Raw genomic sequence first — 26074 nt, forward strand, 5'->3', positions numbered from 1 at the left:
CGCGACGAGGCGGGCTGACCGAGCTCAGCGCTACAGTTGTCCACAGCCGGCGTCAGCCGATGCCGGCCCCAAGCCCTGGGTCAAAGTTCAATCGGCAGGGTGGGTCAAATTTAGATCGGCGCCAACAACGTTGAAGCTGATAGAACTCTTGGTCATTTCCTCTTCCAGCTTGCGTTGCGGTATCGACAATGTGCCGCAGAGCTTTTCCTCTGGGAAGTGCCGATTTTCAGAGGGTCGCCCCACGAAATCGAGGCCGGAGCGCCGGCGCCGTTGTCGCCAGCCGTACGCGACCCTCTTGCCAACCCGCCCCGCGCCGGCATCAACGGAAAGCGCAGTCGAAGACAATCTCTCGGTCACCGGTACGCGGGTGCCGGCATCGAGCTATCATCGTGAGCGCCACGCAGCGGCGACTGGAATGACCTTGGCATCCTCTAGGAGGACGGTCATAATCTTCGACACAACTCATCCCTAGCTGGGTCATTTGATTGGCTTCGGTCTGGGACGGAAAAGCCGCCTTCGGGCGGTTTTTTCATGGACGGCCGCTGCCTTCTGCGAGCGATGCTATGGCTGAATCCTCTATCGAATGGACCGAGCACACCTGGAACCCGGTGACCGGCTGCACGAAGCTGTCGCCTGGGTGCAAGCATTGCTACGCCGAAACCATGACCAGGCGCCTGACCGCCATGGGGGCCGCCGGCTACGAGAACGGTTTCCAGCTCACGCTGCACCCTGACCGCCTCGAGCAGCCATTGCGGCGCAAGGCGCCGACCACCTACTTCGTGAACTCGATGTCCGACCTCTTTCATGAGGACGTTCCGGACGACTTCATCGAGCGCGTGCTGGACGTGTGCCGGCGGACTCCCCAACACACCTACCAGGTGCTCACCAAGCGCGCGGCGCGACTCCCGGAGTTCTTTCGGAGTCGCCAGTGCCCGACGAACGTCTGGCTCGGAGTGTCTGTCGAAGACAGGAAATACGGCGTGCCGCGCATCGCGCACCTGCGAAAGGTGGGGGCCGCGGTGCGTTTCCTCTCCATCGAGCCCCTGCTGGAAGATGTGGGCCGCCTGAACCTTCAGGGCATCCACTGGGTCATCGTCGGCGGGGAGAGCGGGCCCAAGGCCAGGCCAATGACGCCGGAGTGGGCCGAGCGCGTGCGCGTGCAGGCGCTTGCACAGGATGTCGCCTTCTTCTTCAAGCAGTGGGGCGCCTGGGGGCCTGACGGTGTCCGCCGCGACAAGAAGCGCAATGGGCGCGAGCTGGCTGGCCGCCGTTGGGACGAGTTCCCGGTTCGCGTTGTGGCGGCCTAGGTGTCGAACAAGTCGCGGTTATCGCCCTTGGCGACGTCGTCCCAAATGCCGTTCGGGAAGGCGTGCCTGCTGAATGAGACTAGGCGATAGAGTGGCTCGTTGCGGTCGCCGCGCACGAGGGGCGCTTGCTCGCTGAACGTGAAGCCCAGGCCACCAACCAGCGACGTCCAGTAGTCGAAGAATGCTTGGCGCAGCTCCGTCTTTGACAGGCCCTTCACGTTGAGCTTCTCGCGCCAACCAGGTGCGGCGTCATCGAACCGTGCGCGCGCGTCGTCGAGCTCCATGTCGACGTTTCGCTGGAGGTCCATCGTCGAGAAGTGAACGACGAAGTCGATGCGCTTCAGCGCGCCAAGCGCCCTGATGATGTCGAACGACAGGTACTCGAGGTTATAGGGGTCGACGTAGGCGAGCGCGAGGGCATTCGCCGAGACTGCTTTCGCCATGTCCTTTGCTGTGTCCGACGCGGGGCCGACGAACGCGCTCACGGGCGCGCCGAGAGCAGCGAGTCTGCGACGGCATGCCTCAGCGCGGTCGGGGTCGAGGTCGCCGACGAGTACCTGCGTGAACGGCGTCTTATGGTTGACGGACTGGCGCCAAGCCACCACCGCTCCGCCATCGCGGGTCATGGTCTCGCCCTTGACCTGAATCCTGCCTGGACCACAGAAGGGGTCGATGAGGACGCGCTGCGACCACTTGGCGCGCGCCCCTCGTGTCCCACCGAGCAGCTTGGCAAGCAGCGTGTGCTTCTGCTCGGGGACCCAGCTCCCGACTCCTTCGTTTTTCGGTCCGCGCTCAACGACCAGACCAGGGCATGGGTCCGGTTCGAGCGGCAACTTGAATGACGTCTTGGTCACCTTGCTCCCTGAGTGAGCGTAACGCCAGGCAATCAAACAAAGGAAAACGGCCGCTTGTGCGGCCGCCTCCTCTTTGCGTCATGGGGCCGGGCGTCCGTCTTACGAGAGAGCTGCCGAGCCGAGTTCCAAGCGCCTACACAGACAGTCTATCGCATACCTCGGCGTGTCGAGCGCGATGATGCGCGACTTGTCGAAGCAGGAATCGTGGCCTTGGGCTTCAGCTCGATGGCCACGGTGCCATTGCGCGCGAAATCGGCGACCATCCGCCGCCCGTTGGCCGCCGCTTCAGCTGCGGCCTTTGTGCCGCGCCCGAGCAGCATCGCCCTGCTGAAGGCCTTTGCCTCATCGCCTGTCAGGGTCACGGGACCAAATGGGCTGCTGGAGATGGCCATTCGCTCACGCCTCCCAGCCAGCGATGGCGAGAACGCGCTCAGCCTCGCCGCGCTCGATTGCCGCCCGCGGAGTCGCGCCGTCCAAGGCGCTATGAGGCGACTCCAGGAAGGCGAGCAGCGCCCAGCCCTCCCTCGTGCCGAGCGCCTCGGCCACCTTGGGCACCACCGGCAAGAAGCTGGGCTCGAATTGCCACCGCGGAAGCCGGTAAGGTCCACCAGGTTGCGACAGGCCGATGCAGCGCCCTTCGGCAATCCAGGATTCGATGGCGGCCTCGCTGGTGCCGGTGAGCGCGGCGGCCTCGTCGGGCGAGAGCATGTCATCGGCGGCCAGGCGCGACGAACGCGCATCCAGGCCGTCACGGAGAAGGGACCGTGTCGCCCTGACGCTTACGTACTCGGCACTCCTCATGACCACTCCGAAAAAGATGCCCCGGCATCGAGCCGGGGCAGGAAGCGTCGCGCTGTCATCACGCGCCGCGCCTGCTCAGGGAGGAAAAGCAGGGGCCGGGAGGCCGGACCGAAGTCTACCGCCTGCCGACGACATCGGCGGGAGGAGCTTTGTGAGTGAAAAGGGGAGCCTGGCATACGTGATGAGTTTTGTGAGCCCGATGCTCCACGGTGAGAACGACCCTCTGCGGACGCATCACGTATCGACGGCAAATCAACAACTTGCGGGCGACGGGCACCCGGTGAACTCCGTCATCCGTGCCGGCCGACTCACAAAAGTCATCACGTGTCCCACCTCGGCCAAACGTCCTTTGTGAGCAAAAAGGGGAGCCTTCGCTTCACGAATTCGCGCGCGCGCAACATGCGCAAGTGCAGCGTATATCTCATACACCATCGCAGGTCCCTGCGCCTTGGCGACCCACGTTCGATGTGATATCCATCGTGGATGCCTATCTGCTTCCTCGACACCGAGTTCACCGACCTCGTTCAGCCTCGGCTCTTGAGCCTCGGCCTCGTGAGCCTCGCCGGCGCCGAGCACTACGTCGAGCTCGACCTGGCCACCGAGGCCGGCCAAGCCCGCAAGCGGGTCTCCAGCGATTTCGTCCGCTACGACGGCGTCCTCGACATGTGGGGTCTCATCCCCGATGCAGCCTGCACTGAGTGGGAGATGGGGCGTCGGACTGGCGAGTGGCTGCTGAAACTCTCCCAGGAGTCCGGGAGTCAGGGAAGTCGTGTCGAGGTCGCCTTCGACTACCAGAACGACTACGAGCTCTTGGAGCAGGTAGTCCGCAACTCGGGACTCTGGGAACGAGTCCGAGAGGTCGTAACTCCCGTGGACGTCGGACCGCTGACTGGTGCGCAAGAAGGCGAGATTGCGGCCGAGCAGTGCTTCGGTGAGCTCGCGCGCCGCGGGCTGCGACGCCATCACGCGCTCGCAGACGCCATTGCTCTGAAGGAGGCGTACATCGCCGTCAAGGCCGTGGCAGCGCGGATGTCCAACGCGACCCACTCCGACAGCTTCCGCCAGCTCGCCCAACATGCTCTGTATCAAGGCCTCGACGAGGCCTGGCTGCGCACTTGGCTACGAGCGCCCGCGTTTGGCCTCGGCGGCCGGAAGCCGATGGACATGCTCGACGAGCCCGGCGGCCTCGATGCTCTCAAGGACCTCGTAACGCGAATCGCAACCGGGACCTACTCATGAGCCGCCCAGCTGACACGCACGGCGACTGGGTGCTCTGGCGACCCAATGGCTACGGTCGTGAGCCCTTGTACGTCCCGCCCGCCCTCGTGCCGCATCTCGAAGCCGAACATCAGCAGCGCGAAAGCGAGCGCCGGGCCACGGAAGAGGCCGAGCTCGTAGAAGGTCGCCGGGTTCGTGAAGAGGAAGCGGCCACCGAGAAGGCTCGCGCCAATGAGACCGCTCAGCCAAAGCCGCCAACTGTCGGGGCACACCTCGCTCACTTCTTCGAGGTGGAGCGGCATCGGGTACTGTGCGATGTCGACCGCATCGTGGAGCGCATTCAAAAGGTTCGAGACGGCCTGTATGGCGACAAGGACCACACGAACCGGGAGCTCAAAGCGCTCACCGCAGCCCTCGAGCGAGGCCCCGAGCGGTCCGTCGTCCTTCAGCCAGGGTGGCAGGAAGAGCTCGACGACCTGGCCGTCGAGCTGCCGGCCTTTCGTGGGGCAGTCGAGGTCGTGACGAACGCGCTCGCTTTATCAGCGGCCACGCTATCGCTGCCAGCGATTCCACCCCTGTTGCTGGTCGGGCTGCCAGGTGTCGGGAAGTCGTACTTCTGCCGCAGACTGACGGAGGTCTTGGCATGCGGCCGTGGCTGGCTTGCCTTCGACCAACCGACCGCCGGTTGTAGCCTTCGTGGCACCGACAGCCATTGGTCCACGGCCAGGCACGGACTCCTGTTCGAGTTGCTCGCCCTCGGCGAAACCGCGAATCCGGTTGTCGTGCTAGACGAGGTCGACAAGGCGTCGCGGCGGCACGGTAGCCAGGACATCGACATGCTGAGCCAGTTGTACTCGGCCCTCGAACCGGAAACAGCGCAACGCCTCACGGATGTCTCGCTCGACATCGAACTCGATGCGAGCCAGGTCGTCTATGTCGGGACCGCCAACGGACTCCGGACTCTTGATGCCGCACTCCTGAGTCGGTTCGAAGTCATCCCGGTAGGACTCCCGAGTCCGGACGAGCGACGTGAGTCCGCGATGCGAGTGGTGGAGAGCACGATGAAGCGGCTGGGAGTCCGAGGCGTGGTGCGTGTGAGTCCGGGAGTCTCGGTTCTGCTGGCGGACTACACGCCGCGCGCAATCCGCCGCGTCGTGGAGAGGGCCGTTGGTGCAGTCGTGGTTGCTGGTCGCGAGCGACTCAGTGTCGAAGACATCGAGGCAGCGCTCGGCATGACCCCAGCACAACAGCACGCGAGGAGGATGCACTGATGAACACTCAGTCAACCACCCGCATGGATGCCCGCGGCCGCATCACGATTCCGGTCGGGATTCGGAGAGCAGCCTGTCTCAAACCCGGCGTCGCCCTGCGCTGGGCCGTCTTGCCGTCTCGCGCGATTGCGGTGTCACTGGCGAAGGGTGATGCGTGAACGAGTCGAAGCCCTTCGGAAAGGCCGCGTTCGACAGGCTCTGTATGGGCCATGTCAGCGCCGGCCCCGGACTCCTGTTCTTGGACGTCGACGACATCATCTGCATTGGCAAGCCCTATGGCGGCTACGACCTCTTTGACGATGACCGGCCGGCCGACCTGTTCGATAGGCTGTGGCATCCACCGTCCAAGAAGGCGTTGCTGGACATCCTCGATGAATTCGGCCCGCGCGTCGTCATGACGACCTCTTGGCTTCGGCTCATGGAGCGCGACGGCTTCGAATCTCTCTTTCGGCGCACTGGCCTGGAACTGGTGGCGGCGTCGCTCCACTCGAAATGGGAAGCGCCCGCGAACATGGGCATGACCCGCCACGACGCGATTCTGAAATGGCTGTGGGCGAACTACACCGGTGAGCAGTTGGTCGTCTTGGACGACGACGTGAGCGGCACGGGGCTGCGCGGTTCAAAGCTGGACAAGCTGGGCAGAGTGGTGTTTTGCGAGGTCGGTGTCGGCCTGCACGTTGGACACCTCCCTCAGGTACGCAGGGCGCTCGTCGGAGGTGCGTCGTGACCGGGCCCGTGCTCTACTGCGGGGACCCGCACGGCGCCTTCGGACACATCATCGAAGCCGCTGACCGCACCCAGGCCTCCGCCGTCATCCTGCTCGGCGACCTTGAGCCTCAGCGGCCTCTGCACATTGAGCTCGCGCCCCTCATCGAGCGCGAGGTGCCAATCTATTGGATTCCGGGCAACCATGATGGTGACTCCGTCACGGTCATCGGGCGCGTGTGGGGCAGCAAGCTCTCGGACCGCAACATCCACGGCAGAGTCGTGACTCTGCCGGACTACACACGTCTCGCAGGCTTGGGATGTGTGTTCAGGTCGGCCGTGTGGATGCCGGACCCAGCCGCCCCAGGTGGTGATGCGCCCAAGTTCCGGTCGCGCGCCGAACATGCCAAAGCCACACCGCGCCAAGACCGCTTCGAAGGCGGCCCGCACTTTCGACACATGGGCACCATTTACCACGACGAGTTCGAACGGCTTGCCGACATGCAAGCCGACATCCTCGCGACTCACGAGGCGCCTGGCGAGGGCCACCACCCCTATGGCTTCGACATCTTGGTAACGCTGGCGCAAGTAATGGGCGCGCGAATCATCATCCACGGGCACCAGCACGACGCAAGGCGAACCGATGTGAAAGGCGTGAAGTGCATCGGAGTGGGCCTCCGCGGGGTCACAGCAGTCGACGCCAATGGCAATACCAAGGTCATCGTGCCTGGCGAGCTCGACGAAGCGCGCGGCTACGGGCAACGGGACCCGGACATTTTTGGAGAGGGATAGTGAACCCGCTCGACGAGCTCATCTTTGCGCATCCGAAGCTGTTTCGTGGACAGCTTCCTGTTGTCCCTAGCGACCTGCCTGTGGGGTGGTACGACCTCGTCCACGTGCTATGCCTCAGTATCGAAGACATCCTCGGAGAGGATTGCGCGGAATTCGACGTGAAGCAAATCAAAGAGAAGCTCGGTGGCTTGCGCTTCTACTTCTCTCTATCCGGCGCCGAAGACATCTTCATTGACCTCCACTCCGAAGGTGGCTCGGAGACCATCATCAAGCGCGCGACGCCCGCACCAGTGAAGATGGACACCATTCGTCAAATCGTCGAACTCTCGTGTGAAGGCTCGCGCGCCACGTGCCAGATTTGCGGCTCATTCGGCTCGCAGCGCGTCATAGGTGGAAGGCTGGCCGCATTGTGCGACGAGCATCACGCAACAGAGTCCAGGGAACGGGCTGGGCAATGAAGGCGAAGCTCTTTCTCAAGCATACGATGTCCTGCCTACACGACCAGGCTATCGAGGTTGACATCGACGAGACGCGCCGCGAGGTGCGTCTGGCTATGGCCGCCTTCGACTCCTCGCTCGTGGCGCGCCTGGTCACTGACATCTTGCCAACCGACCACGGTCTGGTGGCCTACCGCGACGACAACGAAAAGCACGGCACCGAGGTCTGGCTCACGAAGCCGGCGACCTACGCGCTTTCCATCGACCTCGCCGGCCTCGTGTATCGCGCCGATGTCGTCAAGCTTTTTAGACAGGCTGGTGCCGGAGGCATGGTGGCCGTCACGCTCACACCTTCACAGGCACCGAGCGAACAACAGAAGCGGGCTCAATGAGATTGCTCGTCCTATCCGACCTCCACCTCGAACATGGTGCCTCGCTGACGGTGCCGCCGGGTGTCGACTACGACGTCGTCATCCTCGCCGGCGACATCCACTCGCCGGGCACGCGCGCCGTGCGCTGGGCCGCACGCGAATCGACCTTCGGAGGCCGGCCGGTGGTCTACGTACCCGGCAACCACGAGTTCTACGTCACCGAGGTGGGCGCGGAGCTCGAGGCCATGCGCCAGGCCGCCCAGGGCACTCCAGTGCACGTGCTGAGCAGAGACTCCGTCGTCGTTCAGGGAGTCCGCTTCCTCGGCGCGACGCTGTGGACAGACTTCGCCTTGCCGGTCGGCAACGAGAGCGAGCCGTCGGACTACCACGAGGAGACCGACGTCGCCCGCGCGCTGGAGGCCGCAAACCTCTATGTGATGGACTTCCGCGCCGTCCGGCTCGCCGACCAATCCATTCCGCGGCATCGCGGCGAAGACATCAAGCACCGTCTGCTCCGGGCTGAGGACACCCTGGCGATGCACTGGGTCGACCGAGACTGGCTGCGACGCGAGCTCGAGGTTGGTCACGCGGGCCCGACCGTCGTGGTGACCCACCACGCGCCGCATCGAGGGTCGGTGGCCAAGCGGTACCGCTCGGACTGGGTGACTCCGGCATTCGTCTCAGACCTCCCCGGGGCGCTCTTTGAAGGCGAGTCGATGTGGGTCGGTGGTCGCAAGCAGTACGGCGGGCCCGTGCTGTGGGTCCACGGCCACACGCACACCGGGTTTGACTACCAGGTGGCCGGCTGCCGTGTCGTGAGCAACCCGCGCGGCTATCGCATGCGGGACTCGTCGTGGGAGAACTCTCAGTTCGACCCCGGCCTAGTCGTGGACGTCACTGGTTCCACGCGCCACGAGAGCGTCTTCGATGCGGAGCGGGAGCAGGTAGTCCACGCGCTGCTCGAGCACTGGCGACGAGAGGGTAGCGATGCGCAGGTGTCGGGCGCAGCCCTTGCGGGGATGGCAGGCACGTCGCCATCTACCGTGTCGACAACCCTGGAGGAACTCGAACGGCAAGCGTGGGTTGATGTCACTGGTTCCGCGCCCACCCTCGCCTGCAGAATCCGCCGCCCAGAGCTCCTACTCGATGCCTGGGCCCAGGCCTGGAAGGAACGGCTACCCAAAGAGAAGCGCACTCGGTGGTACGCCTACGCCAGCGGCCCCGGCGGCATCGTTGACCACATGCTCCAGCGACTCTCTGGACACGACGGCTGGGCGATGACCGGCGCCGGTGCGGCAAATGCGCTCGTTCCGCATCTGACCTCGGTGGACCGCGTGTCCATCATCGTGCCGCCGGGCGTCAGCGAGGAGTGGGCCGCCGACTTGCAGCTCGAGCCCGTTGACAAAGGGGCAAACGTGACCTTCATTGAGCGGGCTGGAGCATCGCTGATGTTCGGTGACACGCATCCACACCGGCCGAGCTCCCGCGTGGCGAGCCGCTGGGTGATGTACCTGGACCTGTTGGACGGCGTCGGCAGAAACAAAGAGCTCGCGGCCGAGTTTCGACGCCGGGAACTGGGAATGGGGAATCAGCCATGAGTTTGCTGCTGCGCCTCCACGCACGGCCGGACGGCCAACACGAGCTGCGGGCCATCGCTCGGGGCTGCCGAACGACATTCCCCCTGCGGTCAGGCCTGTCAAGGGCGGTCGCGCAGGACGTGTTCGCCGACCCGCGCACCCTCCACATCCTCGAGCGCTGGGCGCGCGCTCCCGACGACCAGGTGCAGATGGCCGCGGTCGTGGTTAGCCTACAGATGCTCGTCGAGCAGCTGAGCTGCGAGCGGTATGACGTCGAGCCACAGCACCTCGAGCTTACGGTGGATGGGCAATGAGACCGGTGCTCTACTTGGATTTCGATGGGTGCTTGCACCCGGAACCGGTGTACTGGCGACCCCACCGCGGCGCGTACTTGGATGCCAGGCTTGTGGCGGCGGGCCACCGCCTGTTCGAACACGCGGGCTTGCTCGAAGAACTCCTCGAGCCATACCCGAGCGTGGCCATCGTGCTGTCGACGACGTGGGCGGTGCAGCACGGCTGCTCCCGTGCCGCAAAGCGGCTGCCGCCAGGGCTGAGGAGCCGCGTCATCGGCGCGACGTACCACTCCAGCATGGACTCAACGGCGTTTCGATTGATTCCGCGCGGCCAGCAGGTACTGGACGACGTAGCGCGGCGCCGACCGACGACCTGGCTGGCCCTGGACGATGTCGACGAGGGCTGGGGCGACGCGCGCGACCATGTCGTCATCACCGACGAGGTACATGGCATCGCTGAGCCTACCGTTCTCGCAAAGGTTCGGAGCGCTCTGGAGAGATTCGAGGCCCCGGCTTTCCTGGATGAGCTCGCGCCCGACGCTTCATTGCCAGGGCGCATCACGCTTCCGCGATGACCTACGAACCGCCAATCTTGCCCATCACGCCTGCCGAGGAGGCCTGGCTCGTGGCCAAGTGTGAGCACATCGACCGCCTGGCGGCAGACACTGAGCCCGAGGTGCAGGAGCCGGCACCGCGGCATTGGCCGGTTGTCTTCATGGACCTGGACGACGTCGTGGCGACCAACGAGCTCTTTGGTGGGCTCGATGCACTGGATGCGCTGCGAGGCAAGCGCATCGACGCTGACCTTGTGTTCGAGCGGCTCTGGTCACCCATGGCGCGAGAAATTCTGGTCGACCTGTCCGGCAGGCACAGAGGTCGCTTGCGCTGGGTAATCTCATCTACCTGGCGACTTCATTTCACGCGTGCGCAGCTTCAGGAGGTTATGCGTCGGTCTGGCTTGGGATGCGTCGCAGATGGCATGGAGCCAAAAGAGCGATGGAGGACGCCACACTTCCCAGGCCAGACGCGATGCCACGAAGTGCTGGCCTGGCTGCGTGAACATCACCGGGGAGAACCTTGGGTCATCCTCGACGACGTCTACAGCTGGGGGCCGAGTGCTCACGTGGCGCCGGGGGTCGAAGTGCCTCGGACTCGACTGGTCCTATGCGAAGAGTGGGTCGGTCTGCAGCTCCGACATGTTCCGCGCATCGTTGCTGCGCTGGCGACTCGCTGAAGGGGCGAGGCTGGCTGGCCCATGTTGGGCGGCGTGCGGGCGTTGTGTTGCTCGGGCAGCTGCACCAAGGCGCGCCTTTGCCGCGTCGATGAATTCATCGACGATGACGCTGAGTTCATCGACATTGTCGATGACTTCATCAACATCGCTGCTGACTTGATACCCGCATGAGGTTGACGAGGATGTCTTCTCGGAGCTCCAAGGGGAGGCGCCAACCCTAAAAATCCCGATGAGGCCCATGGGGGTCGTCGGGATTTTTGGGTTCTTTCGCCTGGCCTGCGAACTCAAGAAGGTGAGACATCTGCCACAGATTTCTCACCCCAGATGTGCGCCCTTTCGTTCGTTCGAAGTGATTGCCAACGCCTCAACTAAACTGACGTACTCGCGTACAAAGTATGTTAAGCACCAGCGCACTCTTCGAACCCACTGGTTCGCATCGTCGGCCGCTCTCGAAAAAGGAGAACGACGCCGGGTGGCTTTCCTACGTTCAGGCACTCGAGGCCATCGGCCGCTCTAAGACCCTCGTCAAAGCGTTCGAAGCACTGTCGGCGTCCACTTTTGACCACTGCCAGCCAGTCGATGCCCCTGAGGCCCTGCTCAGTGACCTTGTCGACGCTGACCTGGATTCGTTGGACGACTTGATGCGAAAGTCCACGACTTTCGAGCGCCCCGCGAATCGAGTAGAGCCCTTCACTTCTCTGCGCTACCGCCTGAGAAAGGAAATGGAAGCATCTGCGCTCCTGACCAAGGAGAGAATGCGGCGGCGCATCGAAGCGGTCGCCAAAGCGCCGAGTGACTCGGAGCCACCGTTGGCCCCGGTCAGTCCCCGTAGCGCGCGCGCCGGCATCTAGTCGGAGACTAGACGACCGCGCCCTTGGCCGCCATCAGCGGCGCCATGATGTCGTCGTTGTCGATGCGCTTGTGATGCAGCGCAATCCACCACAGCCAGGTGAGCGCAAAGGTCGCTTGGTTCACGCCCTCTTCATCAGCGATTTCCATCGCGCGGTCCTTGAGCTCCACCCCCGTGACCAGCTTCCCGGTGACCTCGGTAGGCTCGAGGTGCATGTGGTACAGGGGGTACTCGGGGCTGGCCTTGTACGACTGCCGCCACTTGAGACCAGCTTCCCAGGGTCGCAAACGAATGAAGTCGACCAGACACTGCGAGAACATCTGGGTCTGGGTGCGGAACCCGAAAATAGGCCACGCAGTCACAGTCTTCAGGTGGGCGCGCAGCTGGTACGGCACACGGGTCGTCAGCTTGGAGACCAACTCGGCCCGCTCTTCGCCGGTGTACATGTGCCGCATCTTCTGCGGTCCAGGAACCTGGGCAACCTGGGCCTTCTTGGCTTTCGTGTTCGATGTCATGGTGACGTAGTATCACCGACAACACGTTCACGGTCAAATGTCCAGCCGCCAGGCTGTCACTGCGTCCTCGATTCCATCATCGGAACGGAGTAACCGACGGGCCCGTGACGCACTGACGGCCGGGGCCTCGACGCGACCCTGGTGCAGACTTACTTGCTGGCCACAACGTCGTCGACAGGCAGCACGAAGCCCTTGCCAGAGCGGAGGTACTCCGGCGTCAGCGTGTAGGGGCCGTACATGACTGGCGCCTGGCCTGCCACATAAGCTTCGAGCCAGTACAGGCCCTTGACGTCCTTGCTGGCACCGTCGAGACCGAAGACCTTCGCCGCCGGGCTCGTGAAGTCGTAGTCCGACATCGAGTCTGCGCGCACGACGTAGCGCATCGAAGCGTCGCCGCTCCAGTACACCGGCATCGGCTGGCCCTGTTGGCTGGACATGGCCATGGTTGTCGAAGCGCACTTCGACTTCTGCTGCACTTCGGCAACGAAGCGCTTGGCCGTCTCGAAGGAGGCGGCGCCGCCGTAGGTCGGCGTGCGACCAGTCATGGCGCGCACGACGCCCGCGTAGCGCTCGAGGACTTCGCGAGGCGCAAGCGTCAGGAAAGCGACGTTCCGCACGTTGTCGCAGGCCAGAGCAATGCCGACAGGTGCGTCGACCGCGATGGCGCCAGGTGTGGCAGCCATGGTTGCGGACGCCATGGCACCGAGTGCAGTGGCAACCAGGAACTTGTTCAGACGATTCATGAAGTCCTCCTTCTTCGATTGCGCCAGTAAAGGACTGGCAGCCATGGCACGGGCGCTGTGTCGAGACTCGTGCCTCGAGAGCGGCGCCGACGGAGCCGGGTCATCACCGCCACCACCGCAAGAAGCGGTCATGGCAACGGAGGCCATCAGAGCGGCAGGATTCGCTCGCCGCCGGCGCCTTGCGTGAATCGCGCCTTGACGTTGGACGGGAACGGCATGCCGGGCCGCCAGCCGGGAGCGATGTGCGCCAGCGTGTCGTCGGCCTCCTGCGGAACGGTCTTGGTGACCTTGCCTTCGGCCGAGTAGTAGCTGAACGTGTAGACGTAGCCGGGAACCAGGTTGCTGGCGTCCTGCACCGCGGTGCCGACGCCGGCGCCAATGGCGGCAAGGGTGACCGTCGCGAGTTGGTTGCCCTTGCCCTTGCCGATGGCGCTGCCGGCGACGCCGCCGATGGCGCCGCCAATAGCCGGCGCCGCAATGGCTTGCCAGGTGCCGTTGGTCCCGCGCTTCAGCTGGACCAGCTGCACGGACTCCACGTTGACGACGCGCGCGTTCGAGGCCTGGTATGCGGCCTGGCCGTTGTAGATGGGTGCGTTCGCGAACGGCGACGGTTGCGTGGCGCAGCCGGTGGTGGCCAGCAGCACGAGTGCCGCGGCAGCGGCGAAAGAGAGGGTGCGCTTCAAGGTGTGAACTCCTTTCGTGTCGGGTGGATTACTGAGCCAGTGCGTCGGCGATTTGTCCGCGCAAGCGGCTGAATTCGTCGCTGGCCAGGTTGATGGGTTGGTAGGCCGTAGGCCATGACTGGAGATAGCGGTCGGGGCGGCTGAGGCCAGGGATGCCATCCACGGAAGCGACCAGCATCCGGCCGCTGTTCAGCTGCGCCACGATGGGCATCACGCGGCGAGTCTTCGTCGCGTCATGAGGGCCCTGGAACTCGACGAGTGCGGCAAAGAAGACAGTCCTGTCGTTGACACGCAGGAAGGTCACGGTCTGGGACCAGGGCTTCGCGGTCAGCCGCTCGGTGCCGTCCGGGGTGCCTCCGTCCAGTACCTCGAAGGCCATCGCGGCCCATCGCTCGTACGTGTTGGCGAAGAGCTCTGCGGCCCGGGGTGTGAGGCCGGACTTGATGCCGGCCCACATCGCCGCAGTCAGCGGTTGCATGCCAGGAGCGGAAGGCATGGCCGCCGAAGCGGCCGTTGAGGCAGGCTGGCGAAGAGGGGTGGACGCGCGAGCGCGTGCACGCGGCTTTGCTGGAGTAGCGGCGCGGGCCTGGGTCGTGTCGAATTGCGCAACGGTCGGAGCAGTGGGGGCTGCAACGACGCTCGGAGCGGCAGTCAGAGGCGTCCCTACCTGGCCGAAAGCCGCGAGAGGCGCCAGAACAGCGGCAACGATGCTGGCACCGGTGACAGCGGAACAATGAGACCTCAAGAGTTCTACCTCGCGCGGATGTGCGACTACTGCAGGACTCGCGTCAGCTGGGTGCTGACCATGCGAGCCTCGATGCCGGGATAGCCCTTGGCGTTGGTGACCGTGGTCTCCGACACCTTGATGCCGGGCAGACGCGAACGCAGCGCGGCGACCGTCGTATCGGATTCGCCGTTGGACACGACGATGACCTCGATGGGCTCGAACTTATGCCAGGCGATGAGTCGCGCCGACAGCGCATCGAGCATCGTCTTCAGCTCGGCGGGCTGCGCGTCCATCACGTCCTGCGGCACCGGGAAGCGGACCAACCGGATGGTGTCGACGACATAGGGCTGGCCGCCTTGCGCACGGAATGACACCTTCGCGACGTCGACGAACGGAACTTGGTAACCAGCCTTCTTCGTGGTCTCGATGGTCTCGCCGGCGAGGTCGAAGATGCGCTTCGAGGCGTCGGTGTAGTCGACGACTTGCTGAGGCGTCACCGCACGCTTGACCTGGTCGAACGCGCCTTGCGCGTTCTTCTGCAAGTCGCCCATGGTGGCCGCGCAGCCGGAGAGCATCGTTGCCGCGACGACGGCGAGGGCGGAAATGGCGCGCATCAGTTGGCTCCTTGGTAGACGGTGGTGAGCGCCTGCACGAGAGCGATGCTCTCGGCGGAGGCGACCTTGGGCTTGGCCGCCACGACCGGCGCCGGCGCATGGGCGGGGACCTTCGTAGCCACCGGCCTCGACGCAGCGGCCGACTTCCCGGCAGGCGTCGGCGCCGGAGCGGGCGTAGCAGCTTTCGGCGCCGCGGCCGAGGCGGGTTGGGATGTCAGAGTGGACGCCGAGGTCGGCGCAGGCTTCGAGCCACCAAACAGCTGTGCGTTGGCGGCTCCGGCGCTCAGCATCGCGGTCGCAACCAGGAGCGCATTCAGGGTCAGGCGGGTCGAGTTCATTCGATTCCTTCAAAAGTGCATACAGTGTATCACTGTGGCTGCAGCAAGTCAATGCCGGAGTCGCCCTTCTTACTGGCTCGACGCAGGCGTCGAGTACCGCTGGAGCAGCTGTTGCAGGCCGAGGGTGATGGCTTCCCGCATCACGGCCGACACCGTAACCGCATCGCGGTGCGGGTTGGCGGCGCTCTGCAGCGCGGCGACTTGCGCGGCGGTCCCGAGGGAGCCGGCATCCAGGAAGACGCTGGTCCGCTCTTTCGGTTGCTTCTTGGTGGTCATCGTTGTAGTCCTTGCTCTTGGTCGAGGTCATGGTCGCGCTCGTGGTCGCGACCGGCGTTGTTCGAGGATTCCATGCTGCCGGCGAGGCCGGCCCAGTAGTCTTCCTCTGGGTCGTGGGCCGGAGTAGGCGCCGACACCGAGGCCTGCGCTTCGGGCTCAACGTCACGCTCGGGTTCGGCTTGCGCAGAGCCAGGCGTAGCTTCAGCATCCGCATCCCGCTCTTGCCCCTGGCTGGACGCAATGGACGCAGCAGGGACACCAGGCTCAGCCTGGTCGAGGTCAACCTCAGGTGCCGGCGCGGCCTGCATGGGCTCAGGCGCATGCGCCTGCGCTTGCATCGGCTCGGGCTCGGGTCCGCCATGGCCTAGCTCGGGGTCTGCGTCGGGCTGCGGTACCTGGGTCAATCCCGGTTCCGAAACCTGGCTCGGTTCCTGGCTGGCGCTGAGCGCCGGTTCGTTCGAGGCCTGTACGCGCCCAAGGTCAGCCTGGTGCGCGGGCTCGCGGGCGAGCTTGTCCAGTTCGGCGTCGGACGAATCGCGAGCACCTGGACCCCAGTCGTACGGCTTCTCGGCCTCTCTGCTCGGCACCACGGCTGCGACGGGCTCAGTTGTGCGTTCCTGCCCGTCAGCCTGCTTGATGAGCCCTGCGGGCGGCTCTGCAGCCTGAGCAGCTTCAGGCTCCGCCTGGCGTGCCTTGTCGCCGTCGCTATATCCCCACGAGGGTTCCTGCTCGGTAATCCTAGCCGGCGTAGCCGCCACGGGCTGAACTGGCGCCTCTTCCCGAGATTGCTCAGGCAGAGAGACCGCGGGCTGAACAACTTGGGCCGCGTCACGCTGCTGGTCACCGTCACGCGACTGGGTCTGCTCCGGCGCCGGCACGGTGGAAGCCGCCGCCAGAGAGGCCTGCAGTTCCTCGCTGGCGCGCTCGGGCTCACGGGCGGCAACCGGCGCGACCTTGGGCTCGTCCTCGCGAACCGGTCGCGGCTCATGCGCCAACTGCTGCGCATTGGCGACGTCACGCTGGAGCTGGGCCTCGTTCTGGACGTGTTGCTGCAGATGGTCGCTGTGCGACAACGCGCGCCAGTCCTTCGCCGGCTTCGCGCGGGCGGGCTCTTGAGTGCCATTTTGGCGCACGGGCTCCGCGGCAACTGCACGCTCCGGAGCTTGGTCCGCGCGAGCGGGCGCCTTCTCGGGCGCTGCAGTCTTTTCAGGTGCCTTGCGGTCAGGCTCGGACGGCCTTTGCTCCGGCGCGCGAGCCTCATCACGGCTCGGCTCCCTGCCCTGGGCCTTCTCGGGCTGCTTCGCCTGTCCGGCCGACTTGTCGCGCGCCTGGGCAGCTGCTCGCTCACGCTCTTGTTTCTGGGTGTCGAGCTGCTTGAAGTAGTCCCTGAGCCCCGGGATGCGGTCCTGCATCCCCATCTGATGCGCCGTCTCAGCCATCGAGCGCTTGTAGTCCTCGCTGCCTCGAATTGAAATGGTCCCGGTGAAGCGCTCGCTCGCGAGCGTCAGCGCAGCGCGCCGATTCAGTTCATCATGACGGTCGAGCACGGCAATGCGACGACCGTAGTCTGCAAAGGCCTGCTTCTCGGGCTCAGACGCCTTGCTGTAAACGACACGGTCGCGTTCGAGCTTGTGGACGTAATCCTGGATGGGCTTCGGCTCCGGAGGCTTGGCCAAGCGCTCAGGATGACGTACATCGCCACGCTCAGGCTCACGCGCTACGCGCCGATCCTCTCGGCCAGCCCGCTTGTCCTTCTCAGGCTGTTGGCCGGTCTGCCGGTCAGCCACATTCCTGCTCCGGGCCCGCTCCTTGGCTTCAAGTTCCTGGCCCCACAGGTCCAGAGCCGATGGGCGGTTGCGCTCGGCTTCACGGTGTCGCTCGGCCTCGCGCTGCAACTGCACGCTTCTCTCCGAGACGAGGCGATTTTCTTCCGACCTCCGGCGTTTGAGCTCGTCGCCATACTGCTGCTCGCGCTCCAGCGCAGTGTCTCGCCACTGGCTGTTCAAGTCCCGGTCGAACTCGACCAAGCGTTGCTGCTCGGCAAGGCGGTCGTTGAAAGCCTGATATGCCCGCGCTTCGTGCTGCTCGCGGTATTGCGATGTGCGCGACGCCAGCCAGGCCTGCTTCTCTTGCAGATGGTACGTTCGGTCGGCCTGCTCGAAACGGAGCTGAATGTCCAGGCGCGTCGCCTGGTCCAGAAACTTTCGGTCGACAACGGGCTCCGAACGCTCCTTGACGGAAATGGCGGCCAGGCGGTCGGCAGCCAGCTTGTCGGCCTCTCGCGCACGCTCAGCCTCGTTCTTCAGGCGGTCGATGGCAGTCTCGCGAGACTGCTTGGCCTGGAAAATGCGCTTGCGCTCCGAATCGTCGATGGTCCGGTCAGCCAGGCGCACCTTGTCCTCCTCGTTGGCTGCGTAGTCGCGCGCCAGGAGACGGTTCTTCTCGTCGTCGACGGCGCGTAGGTAGCGCTCGCGGCTCTCGAGATAGTCATGGGAGTACGAGTCGCCGCACTCTCGGCTGTAGCGGTCGAGCTCGCGCCCGGTGTCGCGCTCGAAGCGCTCGACCTCACGGTGGAAGTCCGCCGAATGCTCCAGGCGGCTGAGGCCGGCAACGCGGCCGAGGTCTCGCTCGAGCACCTGGCGATTGCGCTCCACGTGGCGCTCGCGGTCACGCGCAACAGCTTGCGCGTGCTGGACTCGGGAGCGCTCGATGGCGTGCTCGTGCAGGGCGCGCTGCGTGTCGCGCTCCTTCTCGAGGCGCTGGATGTGGCGTTCGCGGCCACGAGCGTCCTCAGGCGCCGTGGAGATAAGCTGGCCATCGTTGCCGCGGCGCACAAGCGCGCTACGGTCCTCGAATTCCTGATTTGCGATTCGGCGCGTCTCTTCAGCGCGCCGCAGGGCTCGAATCTCCTCGTCGGTCAGCTGCCGGTTAGCGAGCATTCAGACCCCCGCCGGCGCCCTGCGAGGCGCGGAACATCGAAGCCTGGACACCGATGCGCAGCAGCGTGGCCTCCGGGAGACGCGAATAGCTGTCGTGCAGCTGCTGCTTGGTGACAGTCACCACGGAGCCCTCGATGTCGGCGCCAGCGATGACGCCATCCTGGTCGGACCACAGGGTGTCGAAGCCATCGACAGCGAAAACATCGGTGCGCACGCGAGCCACCGGGTCCCAGCTGAAGTCGAAGTAGCGTCCATAGTCGAGCCAGCCGTCGATGGCACGCGACATGTCGTAGGTGTCGCCCATCACCGCGGCGAGCTCACCGTTGTTGGCCTCATACAGGAAGAACAGGTTGTCGTACTCCTCGTCGCGGTAGGCGATGAGACCCACAGCGCGAGCCACTCGGCCATGAATGCGGTTGTCGACGGAGATGCGAACAGGCATGCTGAAACCGAGGTCAAACGAGCCCTCGCCGGGTGCCATCAAGCTGTGAGTCGCCTTCCGGCAACCAAGGCGCATCGCAGCACTCAGCGCGTAGCGGCCGGCGAACTTGATATCCTGGTCGGGAGCAGCGTAGTTCGACACCGCTCGAATCAAAGTAGTCTTGGGATTAGGGTACAAAGGTGACTCCTCAAGCTGAGTGAATACAGTGTATCACGTGCTGCCCTTTTTTGCAAGCTTGAGACGCCCAGAAGAGAAAAAGCCACGGCGAACCGTGGCTTTGCTGGGGACGAAGAGGCCGCTGCTGCTCAGCGGTCCTTCTCGGCGACGTGGCTGGCGATGATGCCTTTGATGACCGGGTCCGTGACGGGCGGGACCTGGTAGCCCGGGATGTCCTTCACGAGGTCCTTCTCCGGACGACGTGCGTTGACCAGGCTCTGGTTCATCTCCTGCAGGCGGTCGACCTCCTGCAGCGTCTGCCGCTCGACCTGGGTGCATAGGCCATGCTCGTACATCACAGCATTTGCGGCGCGCAAGGCCTTGACTCGGTCGAGAGCGTAATTGGCGGTTTGAACATTCATGGGGAAACTCCTTTCGATTCCCTGCAATGTGCATACATGGTTTCACCATGTATTCACGAATACAGGCTGGATTACTGAGCGGCCATCGCGACGCGTTGGGTGGCGACCTTCTGGGCTGCCGTCACCTGCGGGGCGACTTCGGCGACCTCGACGTCGATGGTGTCCTTGTTCTGCAGGAAGCCCAGTTGGTGCGTCAGGATGACCTTGTCGGTCTGGAACAGGCCCTGGTTGTTGGTCACCACGATGGCCTTGCCCACCGACATGCCCATGTCCGCCTTGTTGTAGGTCGGACGCATCGTCGGCTCCGAGACACCCGCATCGCGGCCACCCAGGCCTTCCGGCACCACGCCCTTCAGCGCGTTGCCGACGAACGAGGCGAACCGGCCTTGCGGCGCGTACGCGTTCACCCAGTCCTCGCCGTGGACGTACATCGCCTCGTAGGCCTCCTGACCGCTCGCAGCGTGCGCCTTGCCCAGCGGGTCAGCCATCGAGCGAATCAGCGGCTCGACGCGACCGTGCACCAGCGGGTGCGATTGCTTGAGCAGGTCATCGTCCGAGATGTCGGCAGGAACGATGTTCTCGCTGATGCCGCCCAGGACTTCCTTGCGCCAGGCCAGGACACCTTCGTAGGCGTTGTTGTCCTGGATGTAGGCCTGCAGCGTGTCCGGCGTGATGCTCTGAAGGTAGCGCAGGGTGTCTGGGTCTTCCGACGCCAGGAACACCTTCGAGCGCAGCTGAGCCATCATGTTGTAGGCGGCCTTCTCGCTGCCCAGAGCCATGATGAGCGCCGAGATGGTCTGCGTGGCGAAGATGAAGCTGAAGCCGAACGCGCGCGAGGTGTTGATGTACTGCGCTTCCGAGAACGTGCCACCGGAGGTGACGAACTCTTGGCACTCGTCGCCGACGGCGATGAGCTTGCTGTACTTGCCGATGTCCGGGTCCATCTCCTGCCGCAGGGCACCACGGTGGTACAGGCGAATCTTGGCCATGATGGTCACGATTCGAGCCACGTCACCGTAGCGGAACTTCGACAGCGTGAAGTTGGTGACGGTGCGGTTGTCCCACAGGCGGTCGATGTCGAGGATGTTGCCGCGGGCCGAGCCGAAGCGCTCGCGGATGTCGTTCTCCGAGATGAAGTCGCCCATCGAGTCCGCCACGTTGGCCAGGAAGCCGCCGACGGTGTTCTCGCTGAACTGCGTCATCAGGTCACGACGCAGGAAGTCGATGGCCGCGGTCAGCTCGGGGCCACAGTAGGCGGCGATGTACTTGCGCTTCTCCTTGTCGCGGACGTTCTTGATGATGGCCTCGATGACCTTGAACAGGCGGCCGTCAGGTACGCGAGCCGACATGGCGAGCTTGTAGACGCCGTCATCGGAGTAGATGCGGTCGCCGGAGTTGGCAACTTCCGCCAGGCCTTCTTCGGTCAGCTCGTACACGCGGGCGATGACGGTGGCCGCGTAGCGAACCTTCGCGCCCATGCTGTCCCAGAACGGGTCGCCCTTGCTCGCGCCGCTGGCCTTCTGCGCCATCGCTTCGGACTTGACCGCGCACACGATGACCGGGGTGAGGCCGTCGTACAGGTCCAGGCCAAACTCGTTCTTGCCGGTACCGATGTTGCGCGACACCCAGCCGGCGTCCTTGGCCAGGCGGTTCGCATCGTGGTGGAGCGCCGCCTTGGGGTCGAAGGTAACCATCGACGCCGTGAGCGGGCGCTTGCCAGCGACGGCGAGGTCGATTTCCGACTGGTCGAACGGAGCCCGCATCACCTGGGCCATCAACGGGATGAGGATGGAGTACGACTTGCCCGAGCCGGTGGCGCCAAGGATGATGACGCCGCCACGCGAGAGGTCGTCCGTGGTCATGCAGACGGGCTGGCCCTCCATGTACGAATGGCAGGGGTGGACGCCGTGCAGCAGGGCGTGGCCGGTACCGATGCCAATCTGAATCACCGGGTTCTTGTCGCGCAGCGCCAGGCGCAGCGAGTCGCGCAGCGCCGTCAGGCCGCCGGCCGGGTTCTTCTGCTCTTCCTTCGCACGAGCCGTGGCCAGGGATTGCACCGTGCGCAGGGTCTCGTCGCTGTTGACGCGGTGGTGCGCGAAAGCCGCCACGCTCTTCACGTGCAGAGCCTTCTCGGCCAGCGTGGTCAGCGACCAGACGGCGAAGCCAACAGCCGAAGCAGCGCCAGCAACCAGCGCCAGGACGAAGCCGAGGAACTGGGATTGCGTCTGGCCAGCCATACAGTGGAGCAGGCACAGCATGATGCCGACGCCGAGCAGCGCCGCAACCGACGGCACGTACGAGGCGGTCTCCTGGACGCGGCGCAGCGAGGCACCGTAGGCACGCTTCAGGTCCGCATCGGTCAGGTAACGGAAGCAGTAGAAGCTCAGCGGGTCGCCGCTGATGAGCTTGTCGTGCATGAAGACCGACGGCTCCATGTGCGACGGCAGGCTCTCGTGCAGCTCGAACTGCCCCTGCAAGGCGCCCAGCTCGTCCTTCCACATCGGCCACCGCTTGCGCGCAGCCTCCTTGAGGTCGCCGCGCGTCAGCGGGCTGGGGTCGTTCTTGAACGCCTCGCCCAGCCGGAACAGCATCTCCTTGCCGAACTCGGCTTCGCTGTCGACGCCCAGCTGCTTCAGCACGTAGGCATAGAAGCGCTGGCCGACCGCCTGGACCGACATCATCGAGATGAAGCGCTCGAGGAGCGAAGGGTCCTTCTCGCGGGTGGCCACGTCACCCAGCACGTCGACGCGCACCTTGTTGCGCGCGTCGAGCAGGCCGTGGCGGAACGTCATCAGGCCACGCAGCAGGATGCCGCCGACGATGAGGATGCCGATACCCAGCGGCAGCATGACCGCGACGGCAGGCACGCCACCGCCGCCACTCTTGCCGATGGCCATCGCCATGAAGCCGCCGAGCATCAGCAGCAGCATGAAGGCGTGCATCCACCACGGCATGTCAGCCATGGGAGCAGCATTGTTGGACTTTCTCATGCTGGGCCTCCTTACTTGGTGAGCGACGTCGTGAAGGCGCCGCGAATCTGGTCGAAATTGATGCGTGCGTAGTTGGGCGCCACGTACACCTTGTCGGGCTCAACGCCGGGGATGTTGGTCACCGAGTTGATGACGTTCGGCGCGCCATTGCCGCGGCTGGACTGGTCTTGCATGATGGCCAGCCACACCTTGCGGGTGCCGTTGTCGTCGACGACGGCCGTGAGCAGGATGGTGTGCGGCATCACCGTCGTGAACTGCACCGGCTTCGTCCATGCGACGTCGGCCTTGAGGGCCTGAGCGAAGTCGGGCGTCGTGCCGCGGTCGATGGCCCAGAAGGCATCGCCCCACATCTTGAGCGACTCCGGAGTGAGCAGCTGCGGGGCCGGCGTGGCAGGTAGGTTGGTGTCGGCCACGCCCTTGTCGACGAAACCGGCGAGGATGCGCGGCGCCTTCTCGGCCATCTCACGACGCTGCGACTCGATGAGTTGCGCGGCGGCGGCCTGGGCTGCGGCAGCTTCCTGGGCGCGCTTGGCGTCGGCCTCGGCCTTGACGCGCATCTCCTCGGAGCGGCGCTCGGCCTGCCAGTTGTTGTACATCGAAGCGCTCTTGACGCCGAAGTACGGCACCAGCACAGCGCTGGCGAAGAACGCGGCAGCGACAAGGCGATTGCGCAGCTTCGTCTCCGACGGCAGGAAGTGCAGGTCCTCGGCGTCGACGTGGTTCAGCTGACTCGAGCGGGTGTGACCCTTCGAGAGAATCTTGGTCTCACCGATGGGCGGGCTGAAGCCACCCACGGTAATCGCCTTGAGAGGCGTCGTCGTCGCTCGAGCAGCTTTCGCCGCCGGCGTTTCGACCAGTACGTTTTCAGCAGGCATCAGTGGCCCTCCATTGGTGAACAAAAGGAAGAAAGGTGAGGACAGTGTATCACTGTGTATTCAATGAGTCAAGCCGGCGCCGGTCGAGCGGCACCAGCCGGCTTAGCGCGTCCGCTCTTGATTGGCAGGCCTGGTCGGCAGTTGCTCAAGCGCCGCAGCTTTGCCCAGCGTCTTCTCTGCCACCGGCGCCGGGCCGATAACCTTGCCGAGCTCGAGCTCCAACGCCTCCATCGCGGCACGATTGCGCATCAGGAAGAGGCGCCGCGCGCCGTCCCGCATGACCAGCGTGATGCGAGTCGATTCCAACGCACGCATGGCATCGGCATCCATGAGTCGTTTGCGCAGCGAGGCCACGCCCTCGAAGTCGTGCTCGTGGATGACCAGGCGGGCGCCAGCAACAGCCGGCACCAGGGCCAGCTCCGGCGCCAGCTCGACTGCAGGGGGATGGCGGTCAAGAAGCTCTTGGGGAGCGTAGACCTGCGCCTGGGCGTCCAGGCGGGTTGCCGCATGAAGCACCGCAGCCACATCAGCCGGCTCGGCGTCGGGCGAGAGGGCGACCACAACGTCCGGAGTCGCCGCGCGCAGGTGCGCCAGGTCGGCGTCGGTCAGCTCGGAGGGCGTCATCGCCATGGCAGGCGACAAAGGCGCCGGCGAACTGAAGGACACCTCGTGCTCCGAACCGCTGGCGCCACGCGCGCGCAGGCGCTTGGACTCGACGTCGACATGCTCGACCTGCACGGCCTGGCCGGACTCGAGTCCGAGCGAAGGGAGGCTCTCGTTGACTCGGAGCACCGCACCCGGGGTCACGGAGACCTCCTGCACCTCGACGCGCTCGATGTGGTGCGCCTGGGTGTCCAGGGACATCTTGACGCTGCGGGCGTGCTCACCGTCCCCGACGCGAAGCGTCAGGAACCCGGCGCGGACATTGATGGCATCGACGGTGGCAATCTCGCGGCGCCGCAGCGCGCCAGTCGTGCGCTTGACCAGCACGGTGTCCCCGACGGAGTAGGACGCTGCCAGCTTGGCGCCGCCGACATCCACGGGCCTGGCCTTCCGGACTCGGACCTTCTTCACGGCCTCGCCCGTCACTTCGCTCAGCGAGGCGGCAATGCGCTCGTTCAGCGCCGAGGCGGAAGCCTGCGAATCCGTCAGCACCAGGACACGCTCCCCCGAAGAGAACTTCTCGGCCGCCTGTCGGACGGCCGGCGAGACCGTGTCCTCGCGACTGGCAGTCGCCTGTGTTCGCCCGTCACTGACTTCCCGGTGCAGTTGCTCGAAGGGCTGCGCGCGCGCCAGCAAAGCACGCTCGTTGACCTGGTGCGGGGAAAACGGATGACGGAGCCGGTCGGCGGCATGCAGCTCGACCAGGCGGGCGTCGCAAGCGACAGCGCGGGCCCGCACCGCCTCCAGTGTGCGACCAGACATCTCGTTGGCGTGCTTCAACACCAGCACCGCCGGCGAAGCAGAAAGAGGCGCGCGCCCCTCCAGGGCCGCCTCGACGGACATGCCTTCGCCCGCACCTCCGACGTGCGACAGGGGCGCAAGCTCGAGATACGCACGGCCCGAGGTGGCGGCGGCCGCTTCCACGACCGCCAACACGGCAGGCTGGCCAGAGGGGGTGGTCGGAACGATGGTTCGGGTGGACTCGCCAGCGGCCATGCTCAGCACCGCATCGCGCTCGGCCTGCGACAGCGCGGATTCGGACTTCAGCAGGTCGATGGCGGCATCGAGCGACACAAGAGGCGCCACTCGCCGCTCCGGCGTCACGGCCTGGCCGGCATCCAGCTCTTGGCCAGGCGCCGGCCGCACGACGGCGCCGCGGTGCAGCACCAGCTCCTGCATCAGCAGTTGGCGCCCAATCTCGTCGCGGATGTCGGCATGCGGTGTCGCAAAGCCCGAGCCCTTGATGGCGAACTCGAGCAGCTTGCGCTCATCGAACACGCGCTCACCGCGCGAGGCTGCAAGCGCTAGGCCGGCATCGACGGCTTGCGCCGGGGTCATCGCCTGGGTGTGGACGTAGCCGGCCTCGAGGCGCTTGTCGGCTTGCTCGAACACGAGAAAGCCGCGCGCCTCATTGCGAGCTCGCCACATCCCCCGAAACTCCGCCAGCGGAAACATCCGCTTGTTGTTGCGTTCCTCGAAGTTGGCGCGCTGCTGGTCCTGCGGCGTCGCGCGGCCACGCTTGACGCCGCGGCGCTCCAGATTTGCGGCAACGCTCTTGGCACCGTCCGAGTTGGCGAGGATGTGCTCGCGGGAATACGCGTTCATCCGCACGCCGTGCTCGCCGGCGGTGTACGCGATGCCAAGACGCCGGTAGGCCTTCGCCAGCACCTGGTGACCGACGGCATCGGCCGCCTTGCGCATGGCGACCCAGTGCTCGGTCTCAAGCGACATCAGCCGCTCCGCGGCGTCGGACGGCTTGCGTGAGTCCGCTGTAAGCCATGAGGGCTGCCGGTCCGCCTTCTGCGCCTTGGACGCCTTGGGCGTCTTTGCTTTCGACTTCGGGCGGTCGGAGCTCAGCGGACGTCGGGCAGTCGCGAGCAGCCGCTCCTTGCCGCGCTTCTGCTCCGCATCGAGCTCCTTTTGCTCTCGACGCCGTTCCGCCTCTGCGGCGGCCGCTTGGGCTTGTTCGTTGCCGGCCACG

At 65.1% G+C, this 26074-nt stretch carries 29 protein-coding genes; 13 read left to right on the top strand and 16 right to left on the bottom strand.

Annotation, left to right across the window (positions count from 1 at the left end; translation table 11 throughout):
• Positions 1-563: 563 nt before the first annotated feature.
• Positions 564-1307: a DUF5131 family protein gene (locus ACG04R_RS16205; protein ID WP_394412713.1), complete on the top strand. Its 744-nt coding sequence runs from the start codon at positions 564-566 to the stop codon at positions 1305-1307.
• Here ACG04R_RS16205 and tcmP read toward each other — a convergent pair.
• The 3 genes from tcmP to ACG04R_RS16220 all read right to left on the bottom strand — a co-directional run bounded on the left by tcmP (position 1304) and on the right by ACG04R_RS16220 (position 2869).
• Complete coding sequence (gene tcmP, locus ACG04R_RS16210) at positions 1304-2161, bottom strand: three-Cys-motif partner protein TcmP (RefSeq protein ID WP_394412716.1); 858 nt, start codon at positions 2159-2161, stop codon at positions 1304-1306. The genes ACG04R_RS16205 and tcmP overlap by 4 nt on opposite strands.
• Before the next feature lie 146 nt (positions 2162-2307).
• Entirely contained in the window at positions 2308-2553 is a 246-nt protein-coding gene (locus tag ACG04R_RS16215) for a hypothetical protein (RefSeq protein WP_394412719.1), read from the bottom strand.
• A gap of 4 nt (positions 2554-2557) precedes the next feature.
• Positions 2558-2869, bottom strand: coding sequence for a hypothetical protein (locus tag ACG04R_RS16220; RefSeq protein WP_394412722.1), 312 nt, complete (start codon positions 2867-2869; stop codon positions 2558-2560).
• A 576-nt stretch (positions 2870-3445) separates the two neighbouring features.
• Here ACG04R_RS16220 and ACG04R_RS16225 point away from each other — a divergent pair.
• The 12 genes from ACG04R_RS16225 (at position 3446) to ACG04R_RS16280 (ending at position 11711) form a co-directional block, all read left to right on the top strand.
• Positions 3446-4201 carry an antitoxin Xre/MbcA/ParS toxin-binding domain-containing protein gene (locus ACG04R_RS16225; RefSeq protein WP_394412725.1) on the top strand — a complete coding sequence of 252 codons (756 nt, stop codon included), beginning with the start codon at positions 3446-3448 and terminating at the stop codon, positions 4199-4201.
• Positions 4198-5451 (top strand): AAA family ATPase, encoded by a 1254-nt coding sequence (locus ACG04R_RS16230; protein WP_394412728.1) that lies wholly within the window; start codon positions 4198-4200, stop codon positions 5449-5451. Before ACG04R_RS16225 ends, ACG04R_RS16230 begins: the two co-directional genes overlap by 4 nt.
• 154 nt (positions 5452-5605) lie before the next feature.
• Positions 5606-6178, top strand: a complete 573-nt coding sequence (locus ACG04R_RS16235; RefSeq protein WP_394412731.1) for an HAD domain-containing protein — start codon at positions 5606-5608, stop codon at positions 6176-6178.
• Positions 6175-6948, top strand: coding sequence for a metallophosphoesterase family protein (locus ACG04R_RS16240; RefSeq protein ID WP_394412734.1), 774 nt, complete (start codon positions 6175-6177; stop codon positions 6946-6948). Before ACG04R_RS16235 ends, ACG04R_RS16240 begins: the two co-directional genes overlap by 4 nt.
• Positions 6948-7406 (top strand): hypothetical protein, encoded by a 459-nt coding sequence (locus tag ACG04R_RS16245; protein ID WP_394412737.1) that lies wholly within the window; start codon positions 6948-6950, stop codon positions 7404-7406. Before ACG04R_RS16240 ends, ACG04R_RS16245 begins: the two co-directional genes overlap by 1 nt.
• Entirely contained in the window at positions 7403-7777 is a 375-nt protein-coding gene (locus tag ACG04R_RS16250) for a hypothetical protein (protein ID WP_394412740.1), read from the top strand. The genes ACG04R_RS16245 and ACG04R_RS16250 overlap by 4 nt, the downstream gene beginning before the upstream one ends.
• Positions 7774-9354 (top strand): type IV toxin-antitoxin system AbiEi family antitoxin, encoded by a 1581-nt coding sequence (locus ACG04R_RS16255; RefSeq protein ID WP_394412743.1) that lies wholly within the window; start codon positions 7774-7776, stop codon positions 9352-9354. Before ACG04R_RS16250 ends, ACG04R_RS16255 begins: the two co-directional genes overlap by 4 nt.
• A complete protein-coding gene (locus ACG04R_RS16260; protein WP_394412746.1) occupies positions 9351-9647 on the top strand; it encodes a hypothetical protein in 297 nt (98 codons plus the stop codon). The genes ACG04R_RS16255 and ACG04R_RS16260 overlap by 4 nt, the downstream gene beginning before the upstream one ends.
• A complete protein-coding gene (locus ACG04R_RS16265; protein WP_394412749.1) occupies positions 9644-10201 on the top strand; it encodes an HAD domain-containing protein in 558 nt (185 codons plus the stop codon). Before ACG04R_RS16260 ends, ACG04R_RS16265 begins: the two co-directional genes overlap by 4 nt.
• Positions 10198-10860, top strand: coding sequence for an HAD domain-containing protein (locus tag ACG04R_RS16270; RefSeq protein ID WP_394412752.1), 663 nt, complete (start codon positions 10198-10200; stop codon positions 10858-10860). The genes ACG04R_RS16265 and ACG04R_RS16270 overlap by 4 nt, the downstream gene beginning before the upstream one ends.
• A 21-nt stretch (positions 10861-10881) precedes the next feature.
• Positions 10882-11031: a hypothetical protein gene (locus ACG04R_RS16275; protein ID WP_394412755.1), complete on the top strand. Its 150-nt coding sequence runs from the start codon at positions 10882-10884 to the stop codon at positions 11029-11031.
• Between the two features lie 224 nt (positions 11032-11255).
• The gene (locus ACG04R_RS16280) at positions 11256-11711 is read left to right on the top strand and encodes a hypothetical protein (protein WP_394412758.1); all 456 of its coding nucleotides are present in this window, start codon (positions 11256-11258) and stop codon (positions 11709-11711) included.
• A 7-nt stretch (positions 11712-11718) separates the two neighbouring features.
• On the opposite strand, the gene ACG04R_RS16285 is transcribed toward ACG04R_RS16280, so the two are convergent.
• The 13 genes from ACG04R_RS16285 to ACG04R_RS16345 all read right to left on the bottom strand — a co-directional run bounded on the left by ACG04R_RS16285 (position 11719) and on the right by ACG04R_RS16345 (position 26073).
• Positions 11719-12225 carry a hypothetical protein gene (locus ACG04R_RS16285; protein ID WP_394412761.1) on the bottom strand — a complete coding sequence of 169 codons (507 nt, stop codon included), beginning with the start codon at positions 12223-12225 and terminating at the stop codon, positions 11719-11721.
• A gap of 149 nt (positions 12226-12374) precedes the next feature.
• Positions 12375-13013: a hypothetical protein gene (locus tag ACG04R_RS16290; RefSeq protein ID WP_394412764.1), complete on the bottom strand. Its 639-nt coding sequence runs from the start codon at positions 13011-13013 to the stop codon at positions 12375-12377.
• Between the two features lie 101 nt (positions 13014-13114).
• Positions 13115-13651 carry a hypothetical protein gene (locus ACG04R_RS16295; RefSeq protein ID WP_394412767.1) on the bottom strand — a complete coding sequence of 179 codons (537 nt, stop codon included), beginning with the start codon at positions 13649-13651 and terminating at the stop codon, positions 13115-13117.
• A gap of 28 nt (positions 13652-13679) precedes the next feature.
• On the bottom strand, positions 13680-14129 hold the full coding sequence (locus ACG04R_RS16300) for a hypothetical protein (RefSeq protein ID WP_394412770.1): 450 nt from the start codon (positions 14127-14129) through the stop codon (positions 13680-13682).
• Between the two features lie 293 nt (positions 14130-14422).
• Positions 14423-14992 (bottom strand): hypothetical protein, encoded by a 570-nt coding sequence (locus ACG04R_RS16305; protein ID WP_394412773.1) that lies wholly within the window; start codon positions 14990-14992, stop codon positions 14423-14425.
• Complete coding sequence (locus ACG04R_RS16310) at positions 14992-15330, bottom strand: hypothetical protein (protein ID WP_394412776.1); 339 nt, start codon at positions 15328-15330, stop codon at positions 14992-14994. Before ACG04R_RS16310 ends, ACG04R_RS16305 begins: the two co-directional genes overlap by 1 nt.
• Positions 15331-15399: 69 nt before the next feature.
• Positions 15400-15606 (bottom strand): hypothetical protein, encoded by a 207-nt coding sequence (locus tag ACG04R_RS16315; RefSeq protein ID WP_394412778.1) that lies wholly within the window; start codon positions 15604-15606, stop codon positions 15400-15402.
• A complete protein-coding gene (locus ACG04R_RS16320) occupies positions 15603-18545 on the bottom strand; it encodes an LPD7 domain-containing protein (RefSeq protein WP_394412781.1) in 2943 nt (980 codons plus the stop codon). The genes ACG04R_RS16315 and ACG04R_RS16320 overlap by 4 nt, the downstream gene beginning before the upstream one ends.
• Positions 18535-19128, bottom strand: a complete 594-nt coding sequence (locus ACG04R_RS16325) for a hypothetical protein (protein ID WP_394412784.1) — start codon at positions 19126-19128, stop codon at positions 18535-18537. The genes ACG04R_RS16320 and ACG04R_RS16325 overlap by 11 nt, the downstream gene beginning before the upstream one ends.
• A gap of 164 nt (positions 19129-19292) precedes the next feature.
• Positions 19293-19565 carry a hypothetical protein gene (locus ACG04R_RS16330; protein ID WP_394412787.1) on the bottom strand — a complete coding sequence of 91 codons (273 nt, stop codon included), beginning with the start codon at positions 19563-19565 and terminating at the stop codon, positions 19293-19295.
• A gap of 71 nt (positions 19566-19636) precedes the next feature.
• Positions 19637-22555 (bottom strand): TraM recognition domain-containing protein, encoded by a 2919-nt coding sequence (locus ACG04R_RS16335; protein WP_394412791.1) that lies wholly within the window; start codon positions 22553-22555, stop codon positions 19637-19639.
• An 11-nt stretch (positions 22556-22566) separates the two neighbouring features.
• The gene (locus tag ACG04R_RS16340; protein ID WP_394412794.1) at positions 22567-23430 is read right to left on the bottom strand and encodes a hypothetical protein; all 864 of its coding nucleotides are present in this window, start codon (positions 23428-23430) and stop codon (positions 22567-22569) included.
• Between the two features lie 102 nt (positions 23431-23532).
• The gene (locus ACG04R_RS16345; protein ID WP_394412797.1) at positions 23533-26073 is read right to left on the bottom strand and encodes a relaxase domain-containing protein; all 2541 of its coding nucleotides are present in this window, start codon (positions 26071-26073) and stop codon (positions 23533-23535) included.
• Position 26074: the final 1 nt, after the last annotated feature.

The organism is Pelomonas candidula, assembly GCF_043555985.1.
Classification (GTDB): Bacteria; Pseudomonadota; Gammaproteobacteria; order Burkholderiales; family Burkholderiaceae_C; genus Pelomonas; species Pelomonas candidula.

Excerpts from the sequence above, each read along its gene's own strand:
- ACG04R_RS16305 (WP_394412773.1), bottom strand. The coding sequence starts at position 14,992 with ATGCGCGCCATTTCCGCCCTCGCCGTCGTCGCGGCAACGATGCTCTCC.
- ACG04R_RS16280 (WP_394412758.1), top strand. The coding sequence starts at position 11,256 with ATGTTAAGCACCAGCGCACTCTTCGAACCCACTGGTTCGCATCGTCGG.
- ACG04R_RS16250 (WP_394412740.1), top strand. The coding sequence starts at position 7,403 with ATGAAGGCGAAGCTCTTTCTCAAGCATACGATGTCCTGCCTACACGAC.
- ACG04R_RS16220 (WP_394412722.1), bottom strand. The coding sequence starts at position 2,869 with ATGCTCTCGCCCGACGAGGCCGCCGCGCTCACCGGCACCAGCGAGGCC.
- ACG04R_RS16335 (WP_394412791.1), bottom strand. The coding sequence starts at position 22,555 with ATGAGAAAGTCCAACAATGCTGCTCCCATGGCTGACATGCCGTGGTGG.
- ACG04R_RS16330 (WP_394412787.1), bottom strand. The coding sequence starts at position 19,565 with ATGAATGTTCAAACCGCCAATTACGCTCTCGACCGAGTCAAGGCCTTG.
- ACG04R_RS16340 (WP_394412794.1), bottom strand. The coding sequence starts at position 23,430 with ATGCCTGCTGAAAACGTACTGGTCGAAACGCCGGCGGCGAAAGCTGCT.
- ACG04R_RS16225 (WP_394412725.1), top strand. The coding sequence starts at position 3,446 with ATGCCTATCTGCTTCCTCGACACCGAGTTCACCGACCTCGTTCAGCCT.
- ACG04R_RS16310 (WP_394412776.1), bottom strand. The coding sequence starts at position 15,330 with ATGAACTCGACCCGCCTGACCCTGAATGCGCTCCTGGTTGCGACCGCG.
- ACG04R_RS16265 (WP_394412749.1), top strand. The coding sequence starts at position 9,644 with ATGAGACCGGTGCTCTACTTGGATTTCGATGGGTGCTTGCACCCGGAA.
- ACG04R_RS16260 (WP_394412746.1), top strand. The coding sequence starts at position 9,351 with ATGAGTTTGCTGCTGCGCCTCCACGCACGGCCGGACGGCCAACACGAG.
- ACG04R_RS16215 (WP_394412719.1), bottom strand. The coding sequence starts at position 2,553 with ATGGCCATCTCCAGCAGCCCATTTGGTCCCGTGACCCTGACAGGCGAT.
- ACG04R_RS16205 (WP_394412713.1), top strand. The coding sequence starts at position 564 with ATGGCTGAATCCTCTATCGAATGGACCGAGCACACCTGGAACCCGGTG.
- ACG04R_RS16230 (WP_394412728.1), top strand. The coding sequence starts at position 4,198 with ATGAGCCGCCCAGCTGACACGCACGGCGACTGGGTGCTCTGGCGACCC.
- ACG04R_RS16300 (WP_394412770.1), bottom strand. The coding sequence starts at position 14,129 with ATGCAACCGCTGACTGCGGCGATGTGGGCCGGCATCAAGTCCGGCCTC.
- ACG04R_RS16270 (WP_394412752.1), top strand. The coding sequence starts at position 10,198 with ATGACCTACGAACCGCCAATCTTGCCCATCACGCCTGCCGAGGAGGCC.
- ACG04R_RS16255 (WP_394412743.1), top strand. The coding sequence starts at position 7,774 with ATGAGATTGCTCGTCCTATCCGACCTCCACCTCGAACATGGTGCCTCG.
- ACG04R_RS16285 (WP_394412761.1), bottom strand. The coding sequence starts at position 12,225 with ATGACATCGAACACGAAAGCCAAGAAGGCCCAGGTTGCCCAGGTTCCT.
- ACG04R_RS16315 (WP_394412778.1), bottom strand. The coding sequence starts at position 15,606 with ATGACCACCAAGAAGCAACCGAAAGAGCGGACCAGCGTCTTCCTGGAT.
- ACG04R_RS16275 (WP_394412755.1), top strand. The coding sequence starts at position 10,882 with ATGTTGGGCGGCGTGCGGGCGTTGTGTTGCTCGGGCAGCTGCACCAAG.
- ACG04R_RS16320 (WP_394412781.1), bottom strand. The coding sequence starts at position 18,545 with ATGCTCGCTAACCGGCAGCTGACCGACGAGGAGATTCGAGCCCTGCGG.
- ACG04R_RS16290 (WP_394412764.1), bottom strand. The coding sequence starts at position 13,013 with ATGGCTGCCAGTCCTTTACTGGCGCAATCGAAGAAGGAGGACTTCATG.